Genomic DNA, 21,384 nt, shown 5'->3' with positions numbered 1-21,384 from the left:
CAATCTACGCATTCTATGTCAATCTGAGTTAAATAATTTGAGTCACATCTGTGCCTTTTCGAACTCATATCGTACGTGGAAGGTTTAATTTAAAAATTCTATAGTTCCATCTGTTAGTCTGTAAAATACCCCCACAATTTTTACCTGGCCTTTTTCTTCCAATTCTTTGATGATGGGACTCTTTTCGCGAATTTGATTCATCGCATAGCGTACATTATTCTCAGAAACATATTTCACAAATTCCTCATTTTTTGATGTTTTTTCCCCTTTAAAATCCTGACTCATTGCTACAGCTGGCTTGATTTTAGAAAGCATCACTGTAATATTTCCTAACTTAACATCATCTATAGCAGCTTTTACAGCACCGCAATGTTGATGACCCATTACCAAAATGAGTTTAGCGCCAGCCACTTTAGAAGCAAATTCCAAACTTCCCAAGAGGTCCTCATTAATAAAATTTCCTGCCACTCTGCCTACAAAAACATCCCCAATTCCCTGATCGAATACATCTTCAACCGTGACTCGACTGTCCAGGCAACTTAATACTACTGCTTTTGGAAACTGGCCTACAGCAGATTTTCGAACTTGCTCCGAGTGGTCTCTTTTAGTGATATCTTTATTGTGAAAGCGGGTATTGCCGGCCTTAAAGTCCTGCAATACTACATCAGGTGTGAGTTTTTCTTGTTCTTCTTTTGTCATTACGCTGTTCACCACCCTATCTTCATTAGATACTATGGTTTCGGCTGAGGAAACGTTCTGTTTGTTCGTGCCCGAATTACAAGCACTTAAAGTTGATGCTATTGTTAGCATCATTCCGAATGTAACTGCTGCATTTTTCACTTTTCTTAAAATTTAATCTACCTATTACCTAATCGGGTTTCCGGCCTTTCTGCATTATTTCTTATTAAATGGTAAATTGTTAAAAAGTATTATCTGAAATTGATTACGGTTTGTGTTTTCCAGAGTTTGTGCCATAAACCCACCTTCTACTCTAAAATTTTTGTTAATTATATATCCCAATCCTCCATACAAGCGGTTTCTGTCGAAAATGGCATTCTGAGCATTCAGAAAAATCTCATTATAAGCCGAAGCATAAATTGTTTTTTCAGTCATCGTTTTTTTATTGACCGGGATATTTATCGATAAAAAATACCGGAAGCGCGTTTGAAAATCATCTGGTAAAAATCGTTCTTCAACCCTGTACCGATGTTGTACAAAGGCTCTCCCGAAGTTTTGCCGCGTGATAAACTGCTGGTAAATTCTATGTTCTTTTATACCGATTTTTTCATCTGAATCCGGCAGATAATTTTGAGAATTAATAAAAGCATAACCCAGTAAAACATTATTGTTGTCTTCGGTAAGGTTATAACCAATTCCAGTTCTTAAAAGCAATTGCTGCAAATCGCCGGCAAAATTGTAATTGCGGTATTGGGCTTCATTCCACCAATTCCATTTGCTATTTATTTTTTGATTGCCAAAGTAGATAAACCAATTTCCAACATCTGATTTTTGGGCATGGGCAAAATTAGACAACAGTAGAAATGAAATTAGAATTAATGTTTTCGGGAATTGTATTCGCATAGAGCAATCGGATTTCATAAATATTTACTTTAAATGTTTAGCAGCGTAAAGATTAGGTTCATTTCTTTTGTTCATAAATTTCTGTTGCTGAAGCCTCCCAAACAACTTTTACCTTATTGAAAATGCAATAGAAAAGGATTCATTTATTCAGTAACATTCTTTTAATTTATTTCTGTAAATATATGATTACTATTTTTAATAGTAGTAATACTATTGTAAATAATTGTTTTTATATCTTTTATAAAACAATTACTTTTTAAATTATATATTATAGTATCTTTGGGTAAAAAATGTTTATATGGATTTTCAGGTAATTTTTAAAGTAAATGAAAAGATCTATTTACGGGATCCGGAAAGCAGCGAATTAGGTAAGCATATAATAAAAAGTGCCATTGACCTGATTTATGAATTGGGGTTTGAACACTTTACTTTTAAAAAACTGGCGCTCGAAATAAAAACTACCGAAGCAACTATTTACAGGTATTTTGAAAATAAGCATCGCCTGCTTTTGTACATTCTTAACTGGTACTGGTCTTATCTGGCCTATTTAGTTATGTTTCAGCTTCAGAACGTAAGCGATACAAAAGCTAAACTGAAAACTATTGTTCATTTACTCACCCATGAACTCCCGGATAGCGGTGGCAGGCTCGACTATAACAAAAATTATCTTAACAAAATTGTAATTGCCGAGAGCAGCAAAGTTTATTTGGTTAAAGAAGTAAGGGAGATTAATAAAAATGAAGTATTTAAACCCTATAAAGATTTATGCGCTAATATTGCTGATGTAATAACTGCTTACAACCCGGATTACCAATATCCCAAATCGTTGAGCAGCACACTGATTGAAACTGCACATCATCAGCAGTTTTTCAGTAATTTCCTCCCGAGACTTACAGATGTGGGAACAGTAGAAAATAAGGAATTCACAGCATTATTTATGGATGATATGCTGTTTAAAATTCTGGATAAGTCCTAATTATCCAGTTAGATTTGAGAAGGCGAAACCAGCTACGAAAACTAATTTCACTAATTACCTGAAAAATTAATGGTGGGATGACTTAGCAACGGGCCGACTGGCGCAATAAGACATCTGCATCCCAAATCCCTGAACATAAAATCTTAATGCCACTACCGCATATCCCTTTAGGCGATGCATGTGTCAGATCCTAATTACCCCAGTTTGGCGGCTCTATTTGGCAACAGCGGAAATTTTTGAAAATTCGAGTGTTATTATACTTTCAAAGCCTTGCCATCATGCAGGGCTTTTTAGATAAGCCCTTTATAAATGGAAGTCTTTCTTGTAGGTATTGCCGACTACATAGAGAATCCATTAAATAGTATGTCTTCCGTAGAAAATAAAAACCGCCTTCAGATAATTCTAAAGGCGGTTAATGTACCCAGCGCCGGAATCGAACCGGCACAGTTTCCTATCGGTGTTTGAGACCGACGCGTCTACCAGTTCCGCCAGCTGGGCATTTTCCTTATATGCGGGTTGCAAACTTATGTAAACTCTCTCTAATTCGCAACAAATACTTTTGCCGATACCAGATGTCTTTGATTTTCAGCAAAGTGTTTTCATGCTGCTCCAAAGGTTCGCGGTCAAAACTCTCTGTATTGACCTTTAATTCATCAAACAATTTCTTTTCAATTTCATCCACCTGACGGCTTATTGAATCAAGAGCTGCAGCATCAGGCTCGAATTCCTGTTCCATCAAGGCTTCATTCACATCCATCATATCCATCAGAAAATCCTGCGGAAGCTGGTACTTATCACCTTCGGCCATCAGGTTATTTAATCCCAATATATATTCTATTCTTTTTAAGGGATGCGATAGAACCTGGTAAGCTTTATTATTTAATGTAGAGAGCTCGAGTATTTCCTGTTGCCTGGCTTCACTTTCATTGGCAAAAAAGTCGGGATGATATTTTTTGCTCAATTCGTAAAACTTCTTTTTCACCTCTGTTTCATTTACATGGAACAAAACCGGCAACTCGTAAAACTCAAAATAATTCATTCTTTAAAATAGAAATTTGAGAAGCAGATTCAGGAAATCAAATCTGCTTCTTATTATAAGTGGATGAACCAGCTTAAAATACCAATCGAACCGATCGGATACTATTAGTTGATTACGTGTTTAATAATATCATTACCGAACACAAATACCATGAGGGTAATCAGGATTACAAAACCTACCATTTGTGCCCGCTCCATAAATTTATCACTTAAAGGCTTTCCTTTAACCATTTCAATTAATAAAAATACAGCATGTCCGCCATCCAGAGCAGGAATAGGCAATAAGTTCATTAAAGCTAGCGCCATAGAAAGCAATCCTACCAAACTCCAGAATTTAACCCAGTCAACCGTTTTACCAAACATAGTGGCAATACCAATCGGACCGGTAAATGCTTTATTCGCTTTCACTTCGCCGCTCACGACCTTGCCCAAACCTTTGGCATTATCCATAAATGAACCCCATGCTTTGGACGCTCCTACCGGCAATGCGGCCAGAAAACCATATTGCTGATTTTCATGCGGAACACCTAATTGCGGAATTACCACTCCTAAAGTTCCCTCATCGGTAACGCGGGAGTTTAGAGCAATCGGCTGGTTATTACGTAAAACTGACAGCGCAACTGATTTACCACTTTGTGCCTGCACCTCGGTTTGAAATTCATCAAAGAATTTTACAGGCTTGGCGTTTACAGCTAAAATACTGTCGCCAACCTGAATACCAGCTTTCTCGGCATTACTTGCAGGAGCAATTGCAGATACTTTACCTATAATAGCACGCGGACTGATAAACTGGTTGATTCCATAATCAGAAAGTTCTTCAATAATATCACCTGGAACAGTAATCATTTTAGTCTTTCCGCCCCTGTTCACTGTTAACTCGGTATTACCGAACAACACTTTGGAGCTGATCAATTCTTCAAATCGTACAATTTTTTTTCCATTAACTGCCGTTATATTATCTCCGGCCTGTAAACCAATGTTTCTGCCGATTATGCCGGGAGCAATTCCATATTCAAGTTTATCATTCGGTGTAAAGGTTTCACCAAATTTCAAGGTAAGCATCCAGAAAATGAAAATACCTAATACAATATTTACAGTTACACCTCCAAGCATGACAATAAGTCGTTGCCAGGCTGGTTTAGATCTGAACTCCCATGGTTGCGCCGGGCCTGCCAGCTGATCGGTATCCATAGATTCATCTATCATTCCGGCAATTTTCACATAGCCGCCCAGAGGCAACCATCCGATGCCGTATTCACAACCTTTATAATTGAAACTGAAAAGTTTAAAACCCCAGGCATCAAAAAACAAATAGAACTTCTCTACTTTGATTCCGAAAGCACGGGCTGCAAAAAAGTGCCCTGCTTCATGTAAAATAATTAAAATAGATAATCCAAGCAGCAGTTGTCCTGCCATTACTAATCCGTCCATGCGTTTATTTAAATTTTATATTGGATATTTTTACCAACGATTTGTTACTAATTCTTGTGCGTAGATCCGGGTCTCGCGGTCGGTTTCAAGGTAATCTTCTAATGAAGGATTTTTAACCAATGAGGCCTTTGCCATGCAGCTCTCTATCACATCGCTCATTTGTAAAAACCCAACCCGATTGTTCAAAAACTCTGCCACAACCACCTCATTGGCAGCATTTATGACACAAGGCATGTTTCCGCCCGAGTGCAGCGCCTCGAAGGCAAGACTTAAATTCCTGAATGTTTTGCTGTCGGCCTGCTCAAAAGTAAGATTGGGATAATTCAGAAAATTAAAGCGTGGAAATGTATTTTCTATCCTTTCGGGGTAAGCTAAAGCATATTGAATGGGCAGTTTCATATCGGGAAGTCCCATCTGTGCTTTCATGGAACCATCTTTAAACTGAACGATAGAATGAACGATAGATTGCGGATGAACGATGACATCAATCTGCGAAACATCCAGATCGAACAGCCATTTGGCTTCGATAACTTCCAGCCCTTTATTCATCAGCGTAGCCGAGTCAATGGTAATTTTAGCTCCCATTACCCAGTTGGGATGCTTTAAAGCTTCAGTTTTAGTTACTGTTGACAAAAATTCAGAGGTTTTGCCACGGAAAGGTCCGCCGGAAGCGGTGAGATAAATCTTTTCGATCGGATTATTTTCTTCGCCGGCAAGGCACTGAAAAATTGCCGAATGCTCAGAATCAACCGGAAGAATCCTGACATTATATTTTGAAGCCATGGATGTAACCAGTTCGCCGGCTACCACTAATGTTTCCTTATTTGCTAACGCGATATCTTTGCCGGCCCGGATGGCGGATAATGTGGGTTGTAAGCCTGCAAAACCTACCAGGGCGGTAAGAACAATATCTATTTCGGGACTGGTTACTACAGCGGCCAGTTCATTCAAACCACACAGAACTTTTGAATTTGTGCCAGCAAGTGCAGTTTCAATTTCGCGGCATTTAGACTCATCACCGATAACTACATACGCCGGATGAAATTCCAGAGCCTGCTGAATAAGTAATGCTGCATTAGACTGGGCGGTAAGCACAAAAACCGAAAACCGATCCGGATTTTGCCTGATCACTTCTAAAGCTTGTGTTCCTATACTCCCGGTAGAACCCAGGATCGCTATATTCCTTTTTATCAAAATTGTATTTTCTATTTCATTCCCGGCGTTAATGAACGGCAAATGATTATTTTATTATATACGGTTTCAGCTCGTTTGCAATTTTTCGGTCATTGCTGAGTCTGGGGACTTTATTCTGGCCACCAAGCTTTCCCTGCGATCTCATGTAATTAATAAACGCATCTTTTTCAAGATTACGAATAATTAATGGCTGTAGAATTTTTCCTTCTATCAGATCAAAGTAATAACTATTTTTCTTTTGCAATGCAGCATCTACTTTTAAGCGAAATGCTTCTGCATTTTCCGGAGCTTTTGCAAACTCAACAAACCATTCGTGATATGGCAAGGATCCATCTTCCGGATTCACCTGTGGAGCCACTGTAAATTCTGTTATTTCAATTCCTTCTTTTTTTGCTTCAGTTAAAAGGGCATGTTCCACTTCTTCGGCAATAACATGTTCGCCGAATGCGGAAATATAATGTTTAATACGGCCGGTTACCAAAATTCTATAGGGATCCTTTGAAATAAACTTTATTGTATCGCCAATACTATATCCCCATAAACCTGCACTGGTATTTAAAATAAGCGCATAATTTTTATCCAGTTCTACATCCTGCAAAGATAAACGAGCTGGGTTTTCATTAAAATATTCATCTGTTGGAATAAATTCGTAAAAAATCCCTGCATCTGCCAACAGTAATAATCCCGGCTCTTTTTGCGAATCCTGGAAAGCAATAAAGCCTTCTGAAGCAGGATAAGTTTCTATAGAATCTACCTTTCGACCAATACTTTCCTCAAGTTTTGCCCGGTAAGGTTCAAAATTTACTCCTCCGTATACAAAGAGTTTTAAATTCGGGAAAATATCCTTGATCTTTTTAGAACCTGATTTGGAGATGAGCTTATCGAAATACATTTGAACCCATGGCGGAATTCCTCCGATCAGACTCATGTCTGAATGAAGAGTTTCATCCACAATTGCTTCAACCTTTTGTTCCCAATCTTCGATACAATTGGTTTTATAGGATGGCATCCTGTTTTTTTGGAGATAATCCGGAACATGATGAGCTACAATACCAGATAAACGACCTGTTTGAATACCGGCAGTTTCATCCATAATCGGGCTTCCCTGCAGAAAGATCATTTTGCGGTTCACAAAATCAGCTTTACCCGTCTCATTGATGTAACATAAAAGCGCATTGCGTGCAGCTTTAATATGCTCGGGCATAGATTCTTTGGATATGGGAATATATTTCATTCCGGAAGTAGTACCCGAAGTTTTTGCGAAATACAGCGGTTTACCCGGCCATAAAATATTTTTTTCGCCTTTTACGACCCGATCAATATATGGCCGCAGATCTTCATATTCACGAATCGGGACTGCCTTTTTAAAATCGTCGTACGTTTTTATATTTTCAAAACCATGATCCTTACCAAATTCTGTTGATTTGGCTGTAATGAGCAGCATTTTGAAAACATTCTGCTGAGCAGTAAGCGCATTTTTCTTCCATTTGTTAATTTGCCATACTACAAAGGCAGCAAACGGTTTACTTAAAGCCGATTTGATGTTCATCATTATATGTTAAACACACTATTTGTTTTCTGGATTTTCCAGTAAAACCTCTTCTTCATCTGTATAATTATTTACCATATGTCGATAAGCGATGATAATGATAAGGCTAGAGAAAGGAACAGTAAATAACAATCCGACAAAAAGTGCCATAGCTCCTAAAATATTTAATCCAAGAATCACCAGGAATAAAACCAGAATCATCCAAAAATTTCCGCTTGTAAGCGTCCAGCTCTGACTGATGGATTCTGATGAACCGGAATCCTGATCAACAATAAAGCAAACCACAAAGCACAAACGAACTGTAAAATAAGCGATAGGAATTGCAATCAGGATGAATACCGGAAGTAATTCCCAGCTAAACGTATTTGTCGTATCAATATGAGGCGTATTGAAAAAATAAACAGAGCTGATGATGGCAATAATAAAAACCAGTATCAGTCCTATAATTAATTTTACAAGGAGAAAGTTTAACGCTTTCATCAGGTTGGGAATGAAATCCGGGAGTTCGGGTTCGCCTTCCTCGTCAATTAATTTAAAAATAACCTGATAAAATGCAACTGTAAAAAATGCATCGAATAAGGCCAGTATTAAGTTCTGAGCTATTACGCCCGCCCCCGTTTCGCCACCAAAAATGCCTCTCAGCAGGGTGGTTATCATAATAATTACTACGAACTGTACGGCTGTAAACCCAATTAAAATCCAAATATTCTTTTTTGCAAAGCTCCAGGCATCTGCTAAAATCTCGTTCACCGAGAAGGGCTTATTCATAGTAATTTATCCTTGTTTTAATATAATGCGCTTCCAAAAATCCTGCAAAAAACCCAAGCCGTAAGCAGTTAGCTGAACAAATGCAGCTATAATGCTCAAAAATGCAACTTTTGCTGATTTGTTTGTACTCCAGGAGTGAAAAAATATCAACAAAATATAAATTGCCAGAAAAACATTGCATAATTCGGCCAAAGGGCTTTTAACCAGATTGAGAACTATGCTTGCTGCAAGGAAGAGAGTAAATAATGCAGGAAAAAAATGCACCATCTTTAATTCGGAAGGAAAATGTTTATAAATATTTATGCGTGCTCTGCCGAAAAAATGTAATTGCTTAAAAAATTGCGGGAAATCTGTACGTCGCTTATGGTAAACTATCGCATCGGCAATTAAACCAATTTTAAATCCCAGAGAATGGATGCGAATACTAAATTCAATATCCTCACCCAGACGGGTTAAAATAAAGCCATGACTTTTTTCCCATACTTCCCGTGATATACCCATATTAAAGCTTCTGGGATGAAAAGTTCCGATATGTTTTTTATTTCCGCGAATTCCTCCTGTTGTAAAAGGAGAAGTCATGGAATAACTGATTGCTTTTTGTGTGGGAGTAAAAGATTCATGCGCTGCATCCGGACCACCAAATGCATCGAGGTGATTGTTCAGGAGCGAATTTTTAACAGTTTCCAGATAGTTTTTCGGAATCAGGCAATCAGAATCAAATACAATAAAATAATCTCCCTTGGCTCGCTCAAAACCATAATTGCGGGCAAATCCCTGTCCGGCATTTTCTTTAAAATAATAACTGATATCCAGTTTATCGCTGTAGCTTTCTACAATTCCCCTGGCGTCTGTTGTAGATCCGTCTTCAATAATCAGCACCTCAAACTGAGTGTATTCCTGCTGGGTTAATGTATGGAGTAATTCATCAATTTCCTGCGGACGATTATATAAAGGGATAATGATGGAAAAAAACATTCTTGATTCGGGTATTATAGAAATTGATTAAGGAAGAAACTGAATTAAACTGCTAATATTTTTATACTGTTTTTGCAATTTGATATGAATTACGCTCGGGTGCATTTCTGGAAACTAATTCAGCAATAAAGCCCGTCAGGAAAAGTTGAAAACCAACAATTATAGCAACAAGAGCTATAAAAAATAAAGGTTGTGAAGTTACTTCCCGGCTGTATTTTATATGATTTGCAATATGAAACAACTTTTCGCCGATAATCCATAAGGCGATAACCGTTCCGGTGAAGAAACTTAAAACACCCAGAGTTCCAAAAAAGTGCATTGGCCTTTTGGCGAATTTACCGACAAAGAATATGGAAAGAAGATCCAGAAATCCGTTTACAAAGCGACTGAAACCGAACTTTGTTTTTCCGTATTTCCGTGCACGGTGCTCTACCACCTGCTCTCCAATATTTTTAAAACCTGCCCATTTCGCAATTACCGGAATGTAGCGGTGCATTTCTCCGTAAACCTCTATGCTTTTAACAACCTCACTGCGATAAGCTTTTAATCCGCAATTGAAATCATGCAGATTATGAATGCCGGACATCTGGCGTGTTACCGAATTGAAAAATTTGGTTGGGATAGTTTTGGTTAAAGGATCATATCTTTTTTGCTTCCATCCGGATATAAGATCAAATTTTTCTTCGCGAATGCGTCGGTAAAGTTCCGGTATTTCATCCGGGCTGTCCTGAAGATCGGCATCCATGGTAATTATAACATCACCCTGTGAAGCCTCAAACCCTACATTCAGAGCTGCAGATTTACCGTAGTTGCGCCTGAATTTAATTCCCAGAATATTGGGGTGATTATATTTTAATTCCTCGATCTTTTCCCAGGAACCGTCATCACTGCCATCATCAACCAGGATTATTTCATAACTAAAACCGGCTTTATTCATTACCCTTCTGATCCACTCAGTAAGTTCGGGCAAAGATTCAACCTCATTATATAAAGGCACTATTACAGAAATATCCATTTAAGGGCTGTGAAAATTTAAGACCCGCCCTGCGGCAGGCAGTTTATCAGAAAGGAGACCATTCTCCTTTACAAACAAAAACGTGCAAATTTCATCAATAAAATTGATAAAATCTGCACGGGAAAATATTGAAAATATATTATTCTTCGGGACTATTTAAAAATACAGGCCGATCCTTTTTAAAAATCGCTGCAAAAATCAGGGCTCCCACAAAATACATAATTGCTACCGTAGCCAGACCAATTAATATTTGCTTGATACCCGGGTTAAATTGTTCCTCCAGGCGCTTATCACTTTCTGCCATAGCTTCATCAATCTTATCCTGATCCATACCCATCTTTTCAAGCATTTCCTGGGTGCTTACAGAAACAATTTCTTTCATTTTAACAGCATAATCAGGCTCTAAAAATTTTGCAAAAATAATTGTGAAAAAGAAAACGATGATTGCCTGTACAAAAAACATCAAAAATATACTCCCTAAAGCTTCTTTAAAAGACCAGTATCCTCCCACCTGCTTGCGCATATCTAAGCAAAAATAAACTGCCAGACCAATACCTATCAAAATTTGAATTCCGGTGAAGACAAATGAGCCCATCAATTCCGGCTTTACATAATAGATCAGTAAAAAAATAGCAATGTTAATAGCGGCCCAAATAAGTGCATTATTAATGGCAAGTTTCTTTGGATTAATAGTTTGTTCGGTTAATTCCATTTGTTTAGGGTTTGGTTAAGGTTTATGATTGGTTAAGTTGATTAAAATTTATTTATTATAAGAGATCAGCAAGGAATAAACAGCAGCATCGAAAGCGGCGTTCTGACTGTATTTTTTAAAGCTTTCAAACTCTGCGTCAGCAGGTTTTTGATCCCGGAAGAAACTGATTAAAGGATAAAATAATTCTTTAAGCTCTGAAAATTCAGGAAGATCATTGGCAACACGGGCAACTTCTTCCAAAGAACTGTCTACCAATACCTGATTGGCAATTACATCTTCATATATGCGGTGCTCGTCCTGAAATTCATCCTCATCCACCAACAAAAATTCTTTCAGAAAATCTCCCAGTTCCGGCTCCAGATCTTCATCTTCACATTCTTTAATGTATAAAAGAACATTTAAAAGTTCTGTACCACGATCAAGCGTTTCCTCTTCGATGTCTTCCCATTCCTCAGAATCTAGATAATCTTCTTCCAATTTCTGGACGTCTTCTGTAAAAAAATTAATGAGTAAAAGGTCAAATACAACTTCGCGTAAAGCCTCAAATGCAGGTTGGTCATCAAATGCGTCGTCCATTTCGGCAACTTTATCAAGATAAGAAGCATCCTTGTCAAAAACCATTTGCAATCTGGTATATAAGTCAGCACTATCCTGACCACCTATTTCTGCAAACTGCTTTAAAGCAGCTTTCAAGGCACTTTCTACTTTTGTATTCATAATATTAATAGTTAAAATAATATATATTCATCATTATTGAAAACCATATTGACTTTCCCTTTTAATGATTGCCCAAATAAAGGCGAGTTTTTAGATTTGGATTGGTTTGTTAGGTTATTAAATTCCCATTCGGCTTCCGGATCAAATAAAACCAGATTTGCTTTCTCGCCTTCTTTAATCGTTGGAATAGCAAGATTCAAAATTTTCCGGGGATTGACTGCCAATTTTTCGACGATCTCTTCCACAGACAATCCTGCTTTTAAAACGGTACTCAACAAGGTTTGTAAGCCGGTAATCCCATCTTCAGCAATCTCAAACTCCACATTTTTAAATTCAATTTCATGAGGAGTATGCTGAGACACGATGGCATCAATGGTTCCGTCACGAAGTCCTTTAAGAAGAGCTTTGATATTAACTTTGGTTCTGAGTGGCGGCTTCACTTTATAATTGCTGTCGAAACCTTCCAAATCTTCATCTGAAAACAGTAAATGATGTGCCGCTACATCACAGGTAACTTTAACACCATTTTTGCGTGCCTGGCGAATTAGTTCAACACTGCGTTCTGTACTTATTGCAGAGAAATGAATCCGAGCCTCGTTGTATTCCGCTAAATAAAGATCACGGGCAACCATTAATTCTTCCGCTAAAGCGGGATTTCCTTTCATGCCAAGTAATGTGCTCATTACCCCTTCATTCATTTTTCCTTTAGCGGAGAGCCCAGGATCTTCTGCGTTTGAAAAAATTAATCCTCCAAAACCTTTGACATACAATAACGCCCGGCTCATTAAACCTGCATCACAAACCGGCCTGTTGCCGTCACTAAAAGCAATAGCACCGTTCTGCTGCATATCGTACAATTCAGCAAGATTTTTGCCTTCCCTGTTTGCACTAATAGTTCCAACGGGCAGCACGTCAACAAGGCTGTTTCGGGTTTTATTAACTATGTAAGAAATTTCAGCTTTAGAATGAATTGGAGGCTCGGTATTCGGCATTAAAGTCAAACCTGTAATTCCTCCTGCCGCTGCAGCAGCGCATCCTGATTGAATATCTTCTTTTGTTTCCAGACCAGGTTCTCCGAAATTAACATTCAGATCAAAAAAGCCTGCTGAAAGGTATTGTCCTTTTCCATCGATAAGGGTAGCATCGTTGTCTTTGGCAATAAGCTTTTTCGAAATTTCAGAAATGCTGCCATTCTCAATTAAAACATCAACTTGTTTACCATGATGCGGGCTTTGTTTATCCAGGATAGTTACGTGTTGAAGGAGAATTCTTTTCATAATTAATAACAGGATGAGTCGAAGTTGTTGTGTAAAAACGAATTAATAAAATTTCTGCGGCAAGACATATCAATGACAAAATTAGACAAAGTTTCCACAACTGAGTTCCGAGGTTTGCCGTTTTAACCTGATTTTGAATAGAGCCTTCTGCAGAATTCAGTATATCAGGCTTATTTCCATCAAATTGTTTACGTAAATCACCGTCTGAAGCATAAGTCAGATCAGATTCTGACCCCGAATTATTAAATGAAATGTTCACCATCACACTGTCGCCTTTTGTTATTTCATAATTTCCTGCATCTTTTATCTGGTCGGCGATGAATAAGCGTGTGGCATTTTCGGTTTGGCGAACATCAGGTATTGCCTCAAATTCTTTATTTTTAATACGGAGTGTTTGGTTGGCATTTAAATTTAATCTGGGAATTTCTATACTTTGATCCTTTCCGATAGTGTAAAACAAACGGCTATCCTGCAAACCTAATAAGGCCACACGATACATTAATGGTACAAATACCGAATGCCGGGCGAAATTTCCCGCCTCATCCTGTAAAGGAACTGCAGAAATATAAATTTTCCCTTTTCCAAGAGCATACTCTCCCATAAAAACCCGTTTTCCCGGAAGCTCTAAAATAGTTTGTCTGCCAGACCGGCTCCTGGATGAAAAGCGAATATATTTTTTGACTGCCGGAAGATCCATCTTTTGAGGCAGCCGTTCAAAAACATCTTTGAAAACCAGATGACTTAAGTTTATAGAAGCAACCCTGGTTTCTGAATCAATTATCTGTTCAGGAATATCAGTTCCTAAAGTGTTTAAAAAATTAGAGAGCTGTACGAAATCAGAATTTAAAGCCGGAAAAACTATAATGCTTCCACCACGTTCGGCATAAATTTTTAACTGTTGAATTAAACCGGATGAAAATTCGCTGATTTCATTTAAGATAATCAGCGGATAATTGCCCAAATTAGAATAATTGATATTTCCTGAGGAGACGTTCTCGAGCCTGAAAAAAGGATCTGACTGATAAACCGCCTGTAAAAAAGGATTGAATTTAACACCGTTTATGGCCAATATCTTTAAACTTTCCTGAACATGGTAAGAAAAATAAAAGCGGTCATCAAATATCACCGGATAATCAGTTATATTAATTTCTGCTCCCTGCCATCCGGCAGTTGAAGAACTGAACGAAAGTGTATCTGAGCTGCTCGCCCTGGGTTCTAAGCGAATGCTGCCAATTGCCTTTTGCTGTTTATTTATTAAAAGCTTAATCGGAATATTTTCAGATTTAACATCCGAGTTATTCCGAAGTTTAACAACCAGCTTTTCAGCCTGACCGGTTCGGTGTATGGGAGATGTAAACCAAACAGAATCAATTGAAATATTGGGTAATGTATTCGATTTTAATCTCAATAAACGAAATTTCACAGAACTATCTCCAGGTAAATCAGTTTGGCTTAACATGTTTTTCTGAAAATCAGAAATAACATAGCTTGTTTTTAATGAATTAGGATTGCCATCAAAAATATCTTTCTGCCGTTCTATAATATCTGAAATAGTGCGATTATTTGGACTGATCTTAATTTCATCAACCGCATTATTAAACTCATCCAAATTTAACAGCCGCTGATGTCTGCCTTCAAAATCATTATTTATTACCTGAAATTTATCATTCAGATTGTAAGCCGCAGCAATTTCTTTGGCTCTTCTTTTCGCTTCATCTAGTAATGAACCCTGCTTGCTTACAGTTTCCATACTGTAAGAATTGTCGATAAATACACTAACAATTTGTGAATTATATGCGCTTGCGTTGTTTTTCGCTGGAAAATAGGGCTGGGCAAAGGCAAAAACCAGAAATATAATAGCCAGAATTCGCGAAGCTAAAACCAGGAGGTTGCGTAAATTTTTACTGGATGATGTTTGCTGTTCTATCTCTTTAAGAAACTGAACATTGCTGAAATACACTTTTTTAAATTTCCGGAAATTAAAAAGATGGATAATAATTGGAATGGCTACCGTCAGTAAGGCAAATAAAAATCCGGGGAAGAGGAATCTCATTGATCAAAACTAATGATATTTCGCTTGTACCCAAATTTTTAATAGCAATACAAATTAACTACAAAGAACATAGAAAAGTCAAAATTGCTTGAATATCAATTATTATGCATGTTTTTAGTTTCAATTAGTATATTTGCACACTTCCTGTTTATATGGGACCAGAAATTATGAATACAGTTTTTACTCATCAACTACATCTGCATCATCGCCACGAGTGGCGTTAATGATAAATTTGTACGTTTCTAAGTGAAACTCTTTCTTAATATATTTTCTGGTCTAATTCATATAAAAATTGAAAACACTCAAAATTGCTATCCAAAAATCGGGTAGGTTGAACGAAAAATCTGTTGAACTTCTTAAAAATTGTGGCTTAAGTTTCGAAAACTATAAAAGCTCCCTAATCTCAACAGTATCAAATTTCCCTTTAGAAATACTTTTCTTACGTGATGATGATATTCCTGAATACGTACAGGATGGCATTGCCGATCTTGGAATAGTTGGTGAAAATGTCATCAGCGAAACTGAAGTTGAAGTAAGCTTTTTACAGCTGCTGGGTTTTGGCAAATGCACCTTAAAATTAGCTGTTCAGAACAATACTGAAATAGAAACTTTACAGGATCTGGAAGGCAAGGCAATTGCTACCTCCTATCCGGTAATCCTTAAAAAATTTCTTGATAAAAATCAGATCGATGCTGAAATCAGAACGATATCCGGTTCAGTTGAAATCTCTCCCGGACTGGGATTAAGTGATGCCATTTTTGATATTGTTTCTACAGGTGGTACCTTAAAAAGCAACGGCTTAAAACCATTTGCAGATGTGATGTCCTCCCAGGCGATTTTAATAGGCCGAAAAGGCGAAGAAGACAATCCGCTGATTCAGGAATTAATTCAGAGAATACAGTCGGTGTTGAGGGCTAAAGAAACTAAATATGTAGTACTGAATGCCGCCGCTGAAAATGTTGAACAAATCATTAAATTGTTACCCGGAGTTAAGAGTCCAACTATAGTTCCATTAGCCGAAGAGGGCTGGGTTGCCATCCATACTGTTATTCCAGAAAGAGACTTTTGGGAGAAAATAACCTTATTAAAGGCTGCCGGAGCACAGGGTATTGTCGTGATGCCGATAGAGAAAATTATCCTTTAATTGCATATTAACCAATAGTTAATACATACATTTAAAATGCTTAAAATCTACAACTTAAATGAATTAACTAAATCAAAAGTTCAGGACTTATGTCAGCGGAACATTGATTCTGATCATTCGATTTCGTCAGCTGTTGAGAACATTATTTCAACTGTGAGAGAGAAGGGAGATGAGGCATTAAGGAACTTCGCCAAACAATTTGACAGAGTAGATTTGGAGAAATTATATCTGGAAGAATCAGAGCTAGCATCTCTTGCTGAATCTGTTGCTGACGATGAAAAAAAGGCCATCATCACAGCCTATAACAACATTAAAAAGTTTCATGAGAGTCAGATATTTGCGGAGCCAAAAGTAGAAACAACTCCCGGTGTTACCTGCTGGCGTGAAAACCGGGCGATTGAACGGGTTGGGCTTTATATTCCGGGAGGAACCGCCGTTCTGCCAAGCACTTTCTTAATGCTTGGTATACCAGCTAAGTTAGCCGGCTGCAAGCAAATAGTAGTTTGTTCTCCTCCTCAAAAAGACGGAAAAATAAACGGTTACCTCGCCTTTAGTGCGCAGTTACTCGGGATAGATAAAATCTTTTTAGCAGGTGGTGCACAAGCTGTTGCTGCTATGGCCTATGGAACTGAAAGCATCCCAAAAGTAGATAAGATTTATGGGCCGGGAAACCAGTTTGTAACAAGGGCAAAAACCTTTATCCAGGCCAATTCACAAACTGCAATTGATATGCCAGCCGGGCCCTCAGAAGTTTTGGTAATTGCAGATGAGAGTGCCAATCCGGTATTTGTAGCTGCAGATATGCTGGCACAGTGCGAACACGGGATTGATAGTCAGGCGGTTTTAGTAAGCACTTCAACTGATCTGATAACTAAAACTATCAGGGAGCTGCAATTGCAAATTCAGGCTTTGCCCCGTGCTGAGATTGCTGCAAAAGCTATTTCCAATTCATATGCCCTTTTGGTAGATGATCTTAGCGAAGCGATGAATTTTAGTAATGAATATGCCCCGGAGCACCTGATCCTGGCAACAGATCAATGGGAAACTATTACAGAAAGTATCATCAATGCCGGTTCAGTTTTTCTGGGACATTTAACTCCTGAAAGTGTTGGAGATTATGCCTCAGGAACTAATCATACGCTTCCGACAAGTTCTTATGCTAAAGCGTATTCAGGAGTTTCAGTTGATTCTTTTGTTAAGAAGATTACCTTCCAGCATATTACCCAAAGCGGAATTAAAAATTTGGGACCCACAGTTGAAATTTTAGCAAATATGGAACAGTTACAGGCACATAAAAATGCGGTAAGTGTGCGTCTAAAATAAGATCCGGTTCCTCAAAAAAATAAATAAAATGTTTAATCTAAATGATATCCTTCGGGAAAATATTAAAAAACTAATCCCCTACTCTTCTGCCAGAGATGAGTATAAGGGTGAAGCTTCTGTATTTTTAGATGCTAATGAAAACAGTTTTGGATCTCCGCTTGAGACAAATTACAACCGGTACCCCGATCCTTTACAACTGAAAGTAAAACAAAGAATTACGGAAATTAAAGGCGTTCCTGCCAAAAATATATTTCTTGGAAATGGAAGCGATGAGGCGATTGACCTCTTGTTCCGGGCATTTTGCCGTCCGGGTATTGACAACGTAATTACCGTTCCTCCTACTTACGGAATGTATGAAGTTTCGGCAAATATTAATGATATAGAAATCAGGAAAGTCAATTTATTACCCGATTTCCAGTTAAATCTGGAAGGGATTGCTGAAGCTATTGATGAACATACAAAGCTGATTTTTATATGTTCTCCAAATAATCCAACCGGAAATTCCATAGACCGGGATGCCATTCAAACCATCCTCACTAATTTCTCAGGTTTAGTCATTGTGGATGAAGCATACATTAACTTTTCCAGACAAAAGACTTTTATTCAGGAACTGACCGAGTTTTCAAATCTGGTTGTTCTGCAAACTCTTTCTAAAGCCTGGGGCCTTGCCGGATTACGGGTTGGAATGGCTTTCGCCAGCGAAGAGATCATTGAGGTGTTGAACAAGGTCAAAGCTCCATACAATATTAATCAAGCCTCTCAGCAACTGGCTCTGGATGCATTACAAAATATAGATCAGGTTAATGAGTGGATCAGACAAACTATTTCTGAACGTGAAAAGCTGGTCAGTAATCTTTTAAAACTTGAATTTGTAAACAAGATATTCCCTTCGGATGCAAATTTTCTGTTGGTTAAATGTTCTAGCCCCCGGGAAATCTACCAGTTTCTTGTTGATAAAGGAATCATCGTCAGAGACCGATCGAAAATAGAATTATGTGAGGGATGTCTCCGCATAACCGTTGGAACTCCTGAAGAAAATAATTTATTGATTCAAAATCTTCAAACTTATACACCCAAAACTACAAACCTTTTAAAATGAAGAAAGTACTTTTTATAGACCGTGATGGTACTATTATTAAAGAACCTGCTGATGAGCAGATTGACAGTCTGGAGAAACTGGAGTTTTTCCCCTATGCTATTTCTTCACTAAAACGCCTTCAGGATTTTGGATACGAGCTGGTTATGGTAAGTAATCAGGATGGACGCGGCACCTCGAGTTTTCCCGAAGAAACTTTTATCAAGCCTCATCAAAAGATGATGGATATTCTGGAAAATGAAGGAATAACTTTTGCCGAGATTTTTATTGATCCTTCAATGCCGGCAGAAAACAGTCCTAACAGAAAACCCAATACAGGCATGCTTACCCAATATCTGATTGGAAATTCTATAGATCTTTGGAATTCATATACCATCGGCGACCGCGAAACCGATACGCAGCTAGCATTCAATTTAGGTTGTAAAGCCATTCGGTTTGCGTCAGAAAATGATCCGAGAGCAGTTTTGTCTAGTTCAGATTGGCTACTCATAACCAACTACCTCACAGCAAAAAAAGATCGGCTAGTTAAAGTTGAAAGAAATACCAAAGAAACCAGTATAAAGCTCGAATTGAACCTCGATGGAAGCGGAAAACACGATATGGATACCGGCCTCAAGTTTTATGACCACATGCTTGATCAGCTGGCGAAGCACTCAGGAATTGATCTGAGCCTGAAGGTAAAGGGAGATCTTGAAATTGACGAACATCATACAATAGAAGACAGCGCCATCGCATTGGGAAAAGCTTTTAAGCAAGCTTTAGGAGATAAAAAAGGAATTGAACGGTATGGTTTTTTATTACCTATGGATGAATCATTGGTTCAATGCGCAATCGACTTTTCTGACCGGGCTTATTTTATTTACGAAGGCGAATTTAACCGTGAATATGTTGGGGATTTCCCTACAGAAATGTTCGAACACTGGATGAAGTCGTTTTCAGAACATGCCGGCATGAATTTAAATTTAAAGATCATTGATGGAACCAACACACATCACCAGATAGAGGCCAGTTTTAAAGCCCTTGCCAAATGCATTAAACAGGCAATTCAAATAACCGGAACCGAGTTACCAAGCACCAAAGGAGTATTATAGTCACAAATCATCCGCAAAAAAATGACAGGAATTATAAACTACGGAGCCGGAAATATATTCTCATTAACTGCCGCTTTAAACCGACTCGGCATTCCTTACGGGATGATTAATGAGCCCGGGGAACTGGAAAAATACGACCGGTATATCATTCCGGGAGTTGGGCATGCCGGTGCTGCCATGCAAAAACTAAATGACAGCGGCATGGTTCCATTTATCCGTGAGATAAAAAAGCCGGTTTTGGGGATATGCGTTGGTATGCAGCTTTTGACTAATTTTTCTGAAGAGGGTAATTCCGTTCTCACCGGAATAATTCCGTTAAAAACTATTCATTTTGAAAACAGTATAAAGTTGAAAGTGCCTCACACCGGCTGGAATACAGTAGAATATTCCTCAAACAATCATTTATTTGATGATATTCCTGCTGTTGCATACTTTTATTTTGTACACTCCTTTTTTATTGAATTTAATCCTAAATTTACTATCGCCTCAACTGAATACGGGATAAAATTTTCGGCAGTAATTCAAAAAGACAACTATTATGGTGTCCAGTTTCATCCCGAAAAATCAGGTTTAGCAGGGGAACAACTTTTAAAAAATTTCTCACTCTTAGTTTAAATACATGTACATCATACCAGCAATTGATATCCTTAACGGCAAAGTAGTTCGTTTACGTGAAGGAGATTATGAACAAGCCACTTTTTATGGTGTAACTCTTGAAGAAATGATAGAGAAATATCAGAGCAAAGGCACTGAGTTTATTCATATTATAGATTTAAACGGAGCAAAAGGCGATTTTAGCAATCAAAAATTCCTTTTTGATATCATCAATAAATCTGAGATCAAAGTTCAGTATGGCGGCGGTGTCCGGAGTATTGAGAAAGTAAAAGAACTCATTGATTTAGGCATCCACCGGGTTATAGTGGGAACACAGGCCATTACGAATCCCGAATTTCTTAAGGATCTCAGTTCTCAAATTTGCGGAACCGAGAAATGCTCGGATCAAATAGTTGTAGCTATTGATGTATTGGATGAAGTGATTAAATATTCGGGATGGATGGAAAGCTCTCCTATCAAACTGATGGAATATGTTGACCGTTGTCTTGATTTAGGATTTTTTCGCTTTCTATGTACTGATATAAATAAAGACGGAAAGCTTGGTGGCGCTTCGGTAGAACTTTACCAGAAACTGTTGGATCATTCACCATTTATTAAGCTGATTGCATCCGGCGGAATCAGCTCGATGGCTGATATCGAAGATTTACAAAAAATCAAAGTAGAATCATGTGTGGTTGGTAAAGCCATTTATGAAAACCGTATTTCTATAGATGAAATTAAAGCCTGGAACCTGAAAGCTTTAATCAGTTTTTAGTCAGAAAATTGAGTCATCCCTGTTCTTTAGAATTTAATCTGAATTTTAAAGATTCTGTTCTAAACTGGATGACAA

The 21,384-nt window shown here is 38.0% G+C and carries 20 protein-coding genes and 1 tRNA gene; 7 read left to right on the top strand and 14 right to left on the bottom strand.

Features of this window, described 5'->3' with window-relative positions; translation table 11 throughout:
- Positions 1–84: 84 nt before the first annotated feature.
- Together G521_RS0114435 and G521_RS0114430 are read right to left on the bottom strand one after the other, a co-directional pair.
- Entirely contained in the window at positions 85–840 is a 756-nt protein-coding gene (locus G521_RS0114435; protein WP_026899157.1) for a carbonic anhydrase family protein, read from the bottom strand.
- Between the two features lie 54 nt (positions 841–894).
- A complete protein-coding gene (locus tag G521_RS0114430; protein WP_220096078.1) occupies positions 895–1,599 on the bottom strand; it encodes a DUF2490 domain-containing protein in 705 nt (234 codons plus the stop codon).
- Between the two features lie 280 nt (positions 1,600–1,879).
- Here G521_RS0114430 and G521_RS0114425 point away from each other — a divergent pair, with 280 nt between their 5' ends.
- Positions 1,880–2,557, top strand: coding sequence for a TetR/AcrR family transcriptional regulator (locus G521_RS0114425; protein WP_026899155.1), 678 nt, complete (start codon positions 1,880–1,882; stop codon positions 2,555–2,557).
- A 418-nt stretch (positions 2,558–2,975) separates the two neighbouring features.
- Here the strand turns inward: G521_RS0114425 and G521_RS0114420 are convergent.
- The 12 genes from G521_RS0114420 to G521_RS0114365 all read right to left on the bottom strand — a co-directional run bounded on the left by G521_RS0114420 (position 2,976) and on the right by G521_RS0114365 (position 15,286).
- Positions 2,976–3,055 (bottom strand) — tRNA-Leu (locus G521_RS0114420).
- Positions 3,056–3,062: 7 nt separating this feature from the next.
- Entirely contained in the window at positions 3,063–3,596 is a 534-nt protein-coding gene (gene hscB / locus G521_RS0114415) for a Fe-S protein assembly co-chaperone HscB (RefSeq protein ID WP_026899154.1), read from the bottom strand.
- Between the two features lie 104 nt (positions 3,597–3,700).
- Positions 3,701–5,026 carry an RIP metalloprotease RseP gene (gene rseP / locus G521_RS0114410; protein WP_026899153.1) on the bottom strand — a complete coding sequence of 442 codons (1,326 nt, stop codon included), beginning with the start codon at positions 5,024–5,026 and terminating at the stop codon, positions 3,701–3,703.
- Between the two features lie 30 nt (positions 5,027–5,056).
- Complete coding sequence (locus tag G521_RS0114405) at positions 5,057–6,262, bottom strand: 1-deoxy-D-xylulose-5-phosphate reductoisomerase (RefSeq protein WP_245580879.1); 1,206 nt, start codon at positions 6,260–6,262, stop codon at positions 5,057–5,059.
- Positions 6,263–6,266: 4 nt separating this feature from the next.
- Complete coding sequence (locus G521_RS0114400) at positions 6,267–7,769, bottom strand: GH3 auxin-responsive promoter family protein (protein WP_026899151.1); 1,503 nt, start codon at positions 7,767–7,769, stop codon at positions 6,267–6,269.
- A gap of 18 nt (positions 7,770–7,787) precedes the next feature.
- Positions 7,788–8,537: a DUF975 family protein gene (locus tag G521_RS0114395; RefSeq protein WP_026899150.1), complete on the bottom strand. Its 750-nt coding sequence runs from the start codon at positions 8,535–8,537 to the stop codon at positions 7,788–7,790.
- Positions 8,538–8,543: 6 nt separating this feature from the next.
- Positions 8,544–9,512 (bottom strand): glycosyltransferase, encoded by a 969-nt coding sequence (locus G521_RS0114390; protein ID WP_026899149.1) that lies wholly within the window; start codon positions 9,510–9,512, stop codon positions 8,544–8,546.
- A gap of 61 nt (positions 9,513–9,573) precedes the next feature.
- Positions 9,574–10,527, bottom strand: a complete 954-nt coding sequence (locus G521_RS0114385) for a glycosyltransferase family 2 protein (protein WP_026899148.1) — start codon at positions 10,525–10,527, stop codon at positions 9,574–9,576.
- 139 nt (positions 10,528–10,666) lie between these two features.
- Positions 10,667–11,239 carry a DUF4199 domain-containing protein gene (locus G521_RS17390; RefSeq protein ID WP_051189779.1) on the bottom strand — a complete coding sequence of 191 codons (573 nt, stop codon included), beginning with the start codon at positions 11,237–11,239 and terminating at the stop codon, positions 10,667–10,669.
- 48 nt (positions 11,240–11,287) lie between these two features.
- Positions 11,288–11,956 (bottom strand): hypothetical protein, encoded by a 669-nt coding sequence (locus tag G521_RS0114375; protein ID WP_026899147.1) that lies wholly within the window; start codon positions 11,954–11,956, stop codon positions 11,288–11,290.
- An 11-nt stretch (positions 11,957–11,967) separates the two neighbouring features.
- The gene (locus G521_RS0114370; protein ID WP_026899146.1) at positions 11,968–13,233 is read right to left on the bottom strand and encodes a dihydroorotase; all 1,266 of its coding nucleotides are present in this window, start codon (positions 13,231–13,233) and stop codon (positions 11,968–11,970) included.
- Positions 13,193–15,286 (bottom strand): BatA domain-containing protein, encoded by a 2,094-nt coding sequence (locus tag G521_RS0114365; protein ID WP_026899145.1) that lies wholly within the window; start codon positions 15,284–15,286, stop codon positions 13,193–13,195. Before G521_RS0114365 ends, G521_RS0114370 begins: the two co-directional genes overlap by 41 nt.
- Positions 15,287–15,578: 292 nt before the next feature.
- Between G521_RS0114365 and hisG the strand changes: the two genes are divergently transcribed.
- From hisG to hisA, 6 genes are read left to right on the top strand one after another with little or no spacing between them, the layout of a single operon-like run.
- On the top strand, positions 15,579–16,430 hold the full coding sequence (gene hisG / locus G521_RS0114360) for an ATP phosphoribosyltransferase (protein ID WP_026899144.1): 852 nt from the start codon (positions 15,579–15,581) through the stop codon (positions 16,428–16,430).
- Positions 16,431–16,466: 36 nt separating this feature from the next.
- Positions 16,467–17,753, top strand: a complete 1,287-nt coding sequence (gene hisD / locus G521_RS0114355; RefSeq protein ID WP_026899143.1) for a histidinol dehydrogenase — start codon at positions 16,467–16,469, stop codon at positions 17,751–17,753.
- A 28-nt stretch (positions 17,754–17,781) separates the two neighbouring features.
- Positions 17,782–18,852, top strand: coding sequence for a histidinol-phosphate transaminase (gene hisC, locus G521_RS0114350; protein ID WP_026899142.1), 1,071 nt, complete (start codon positions 17,782–17,784; stop codon positions 18,850–18,852).
- A complete protein-coding gene (gene hisB / locus G521_RS0114345; RefSeq protein ID WP_026899141.1) occupies positions 18,849–19,940 on the top strand; it encodes a bifunctional histidinol-phosphatase/imidazoleglycerol-phosphate dehydratase HisB in 1,092 nt (363 codons plus the stop codon). Before hisC ends, hisB begins: the two co-directional genes overlap by 4 nt.
- A 21-nt stretch (positions 19,941–19,961) precedes the next feature.
- Positions 19,962–20,555, top strand: a complete 594-nt coding sequence (gene hisH / locus G521_RS0114340) for an imidazole glycerol phosphate synthase subunit HisH (protein WP_026899140.1) — start codon at positions 19,962–19,964, stop codon at positions 20,553–20,555.
- A gap of 4 nt (positions 20,556–20,559) precedes the next feature.
- Positions 20,560–21,309, top strand: coding sequence for a 1-(5-phosphoribosyl)-5-[(5-phosphoribosylamino)methylideneamino]imidazole-4-carboxamide isomerase (gene hisA / locus G521_RS0114335; protein ID WP_026899139.1), 750 nt, complete (start codon positions 20,560–20,562; stop codon positions 21,307–21,309).
- The last annotated feature ends 75 nt before the right edge of the window (positions 21,310–21,384 follow it).

The sequence above is a fragment of the Daejeonella oryzae DSM 19973 genome (genome assembly GCF_000422945.1).
GTDB lineage: Bacteria > Bacteroidota > Bacteroidia > Sphingobacteriales > Sphingobacteriaceae > Daejeonella > Daejeonella oryzae.
Note: the sequence above shows the minus strand (reverse complement) of the source record. Positions and strands in the feature narration are given on the sequence as shown.

Coding starts and splice junctions, on each gene's coding strand:
- G521_RS0114400 (WP_026899151.1), bottom strand. CDS start 7,769: ATGAACATCAAATCGGCTTTAAGTAAACCGTTTGCTGCCTTTGTAGTA.
- hisA (WP_026899139.1), top strand. CDS start 20,560: ATGTACATCATACCAGCAATTGATATCCTTAACGGCAAAGTAGTTCGT.
- G521_RS0114375 (WP_026899147.1), bottom strand. CDS start 11,956: ATGAATACAAAAGTAGAAAGTGCCTTGAAAGCTGCTTTAAAGCAGTTT.
- hisB (WP_026899141.1), top strand. CDS start 18,849: ATGAAGAAAGTACTTTTTATAGACCGTGATGGTACTATTATTAAAGAA.
- G521_RS17390 (WP_051189779.1), bottom strand. CDS start 11,239: ATGGAATTAACCGAACAAACTATTAATCCAAAGAAACTTGCCATTAAT.
- hisD (WP_026899143.1), top strand. CDS start 16,467: ATGCTTAAAATCTACAACTTAAATGAATTAACTAAATCAAAAGTTCAG.
- rseP (WP_026899153.1), bottom strand. CDS start 5,026: ATGGACGGATTAGTAATGGCAGGACAACTGCTGCTTGGATTATCTATT.
- G521_RS0114385 (WP_026899148.1), bottom strand. CDS start 10,527: ATGGATATTTCTGTAATAGTGCCTTTATATAATGAGGTTGAATCTTTG.
- G521_RS0114430 (WP_220096078.1), bottom strand. CDS start 1,599: ATGAAATCCGATTGCTCTATGCGAATACAATTCCCGAAAACATTAATT.
- hscB (WP_026899154.1), bottom strand. CDS start 3,596: ATGAATTATTTTGAGTTTTACGAGTTGCCGGTTTTGTTCCATGTAAAT.
- G521_RS0114425 (WP_026899155.1), top strand. CDS start 1,880: ATGGATTTTCAGGTAATTTTTAAAGTAAATGAAAAGATCTATTTACGG.
- G521_RS0114390 (WP_026899149.1), bottom strand. CDS start 9,512: ATGTTTTTTTCCATCATTATCCCTTTATATAATCGTCCGCAGGAAATT.
- hisH (WP_026899140.1), top strand. CDS start 19,962: ATGACAGGAATTATAAACTACGGAGCCGGAAATATATTCTCATTAACT.
- G521_RS0114365 (WP_026899145.1), bottom strand. CDS start 15,286: ATGAGATTCCTCTTCCCCGGATTTTTATTTGCCTTACTGACGGTAGCC.
- hisC (WP_026899142.1), top strand. CDS start 17,782: ATGTTTAATCTAAATGATATCCTTCGGGAAAATATTAAAAAACTAATC.
- G521_RS0114395 (WP_026899150.1), bottom strand. CDS start 8,537: ATGAATAAGCCCTTCTCGGTGAACGAGATTTTAGCAGATGCCTGGAGC.
- G521_RS0114370 (WP_026899146.1), bottom strand. CDS start 13,233: ATGAAAAGAATTCTCCTTCAACACGTAACTATCCTGGATAAACAAAGC.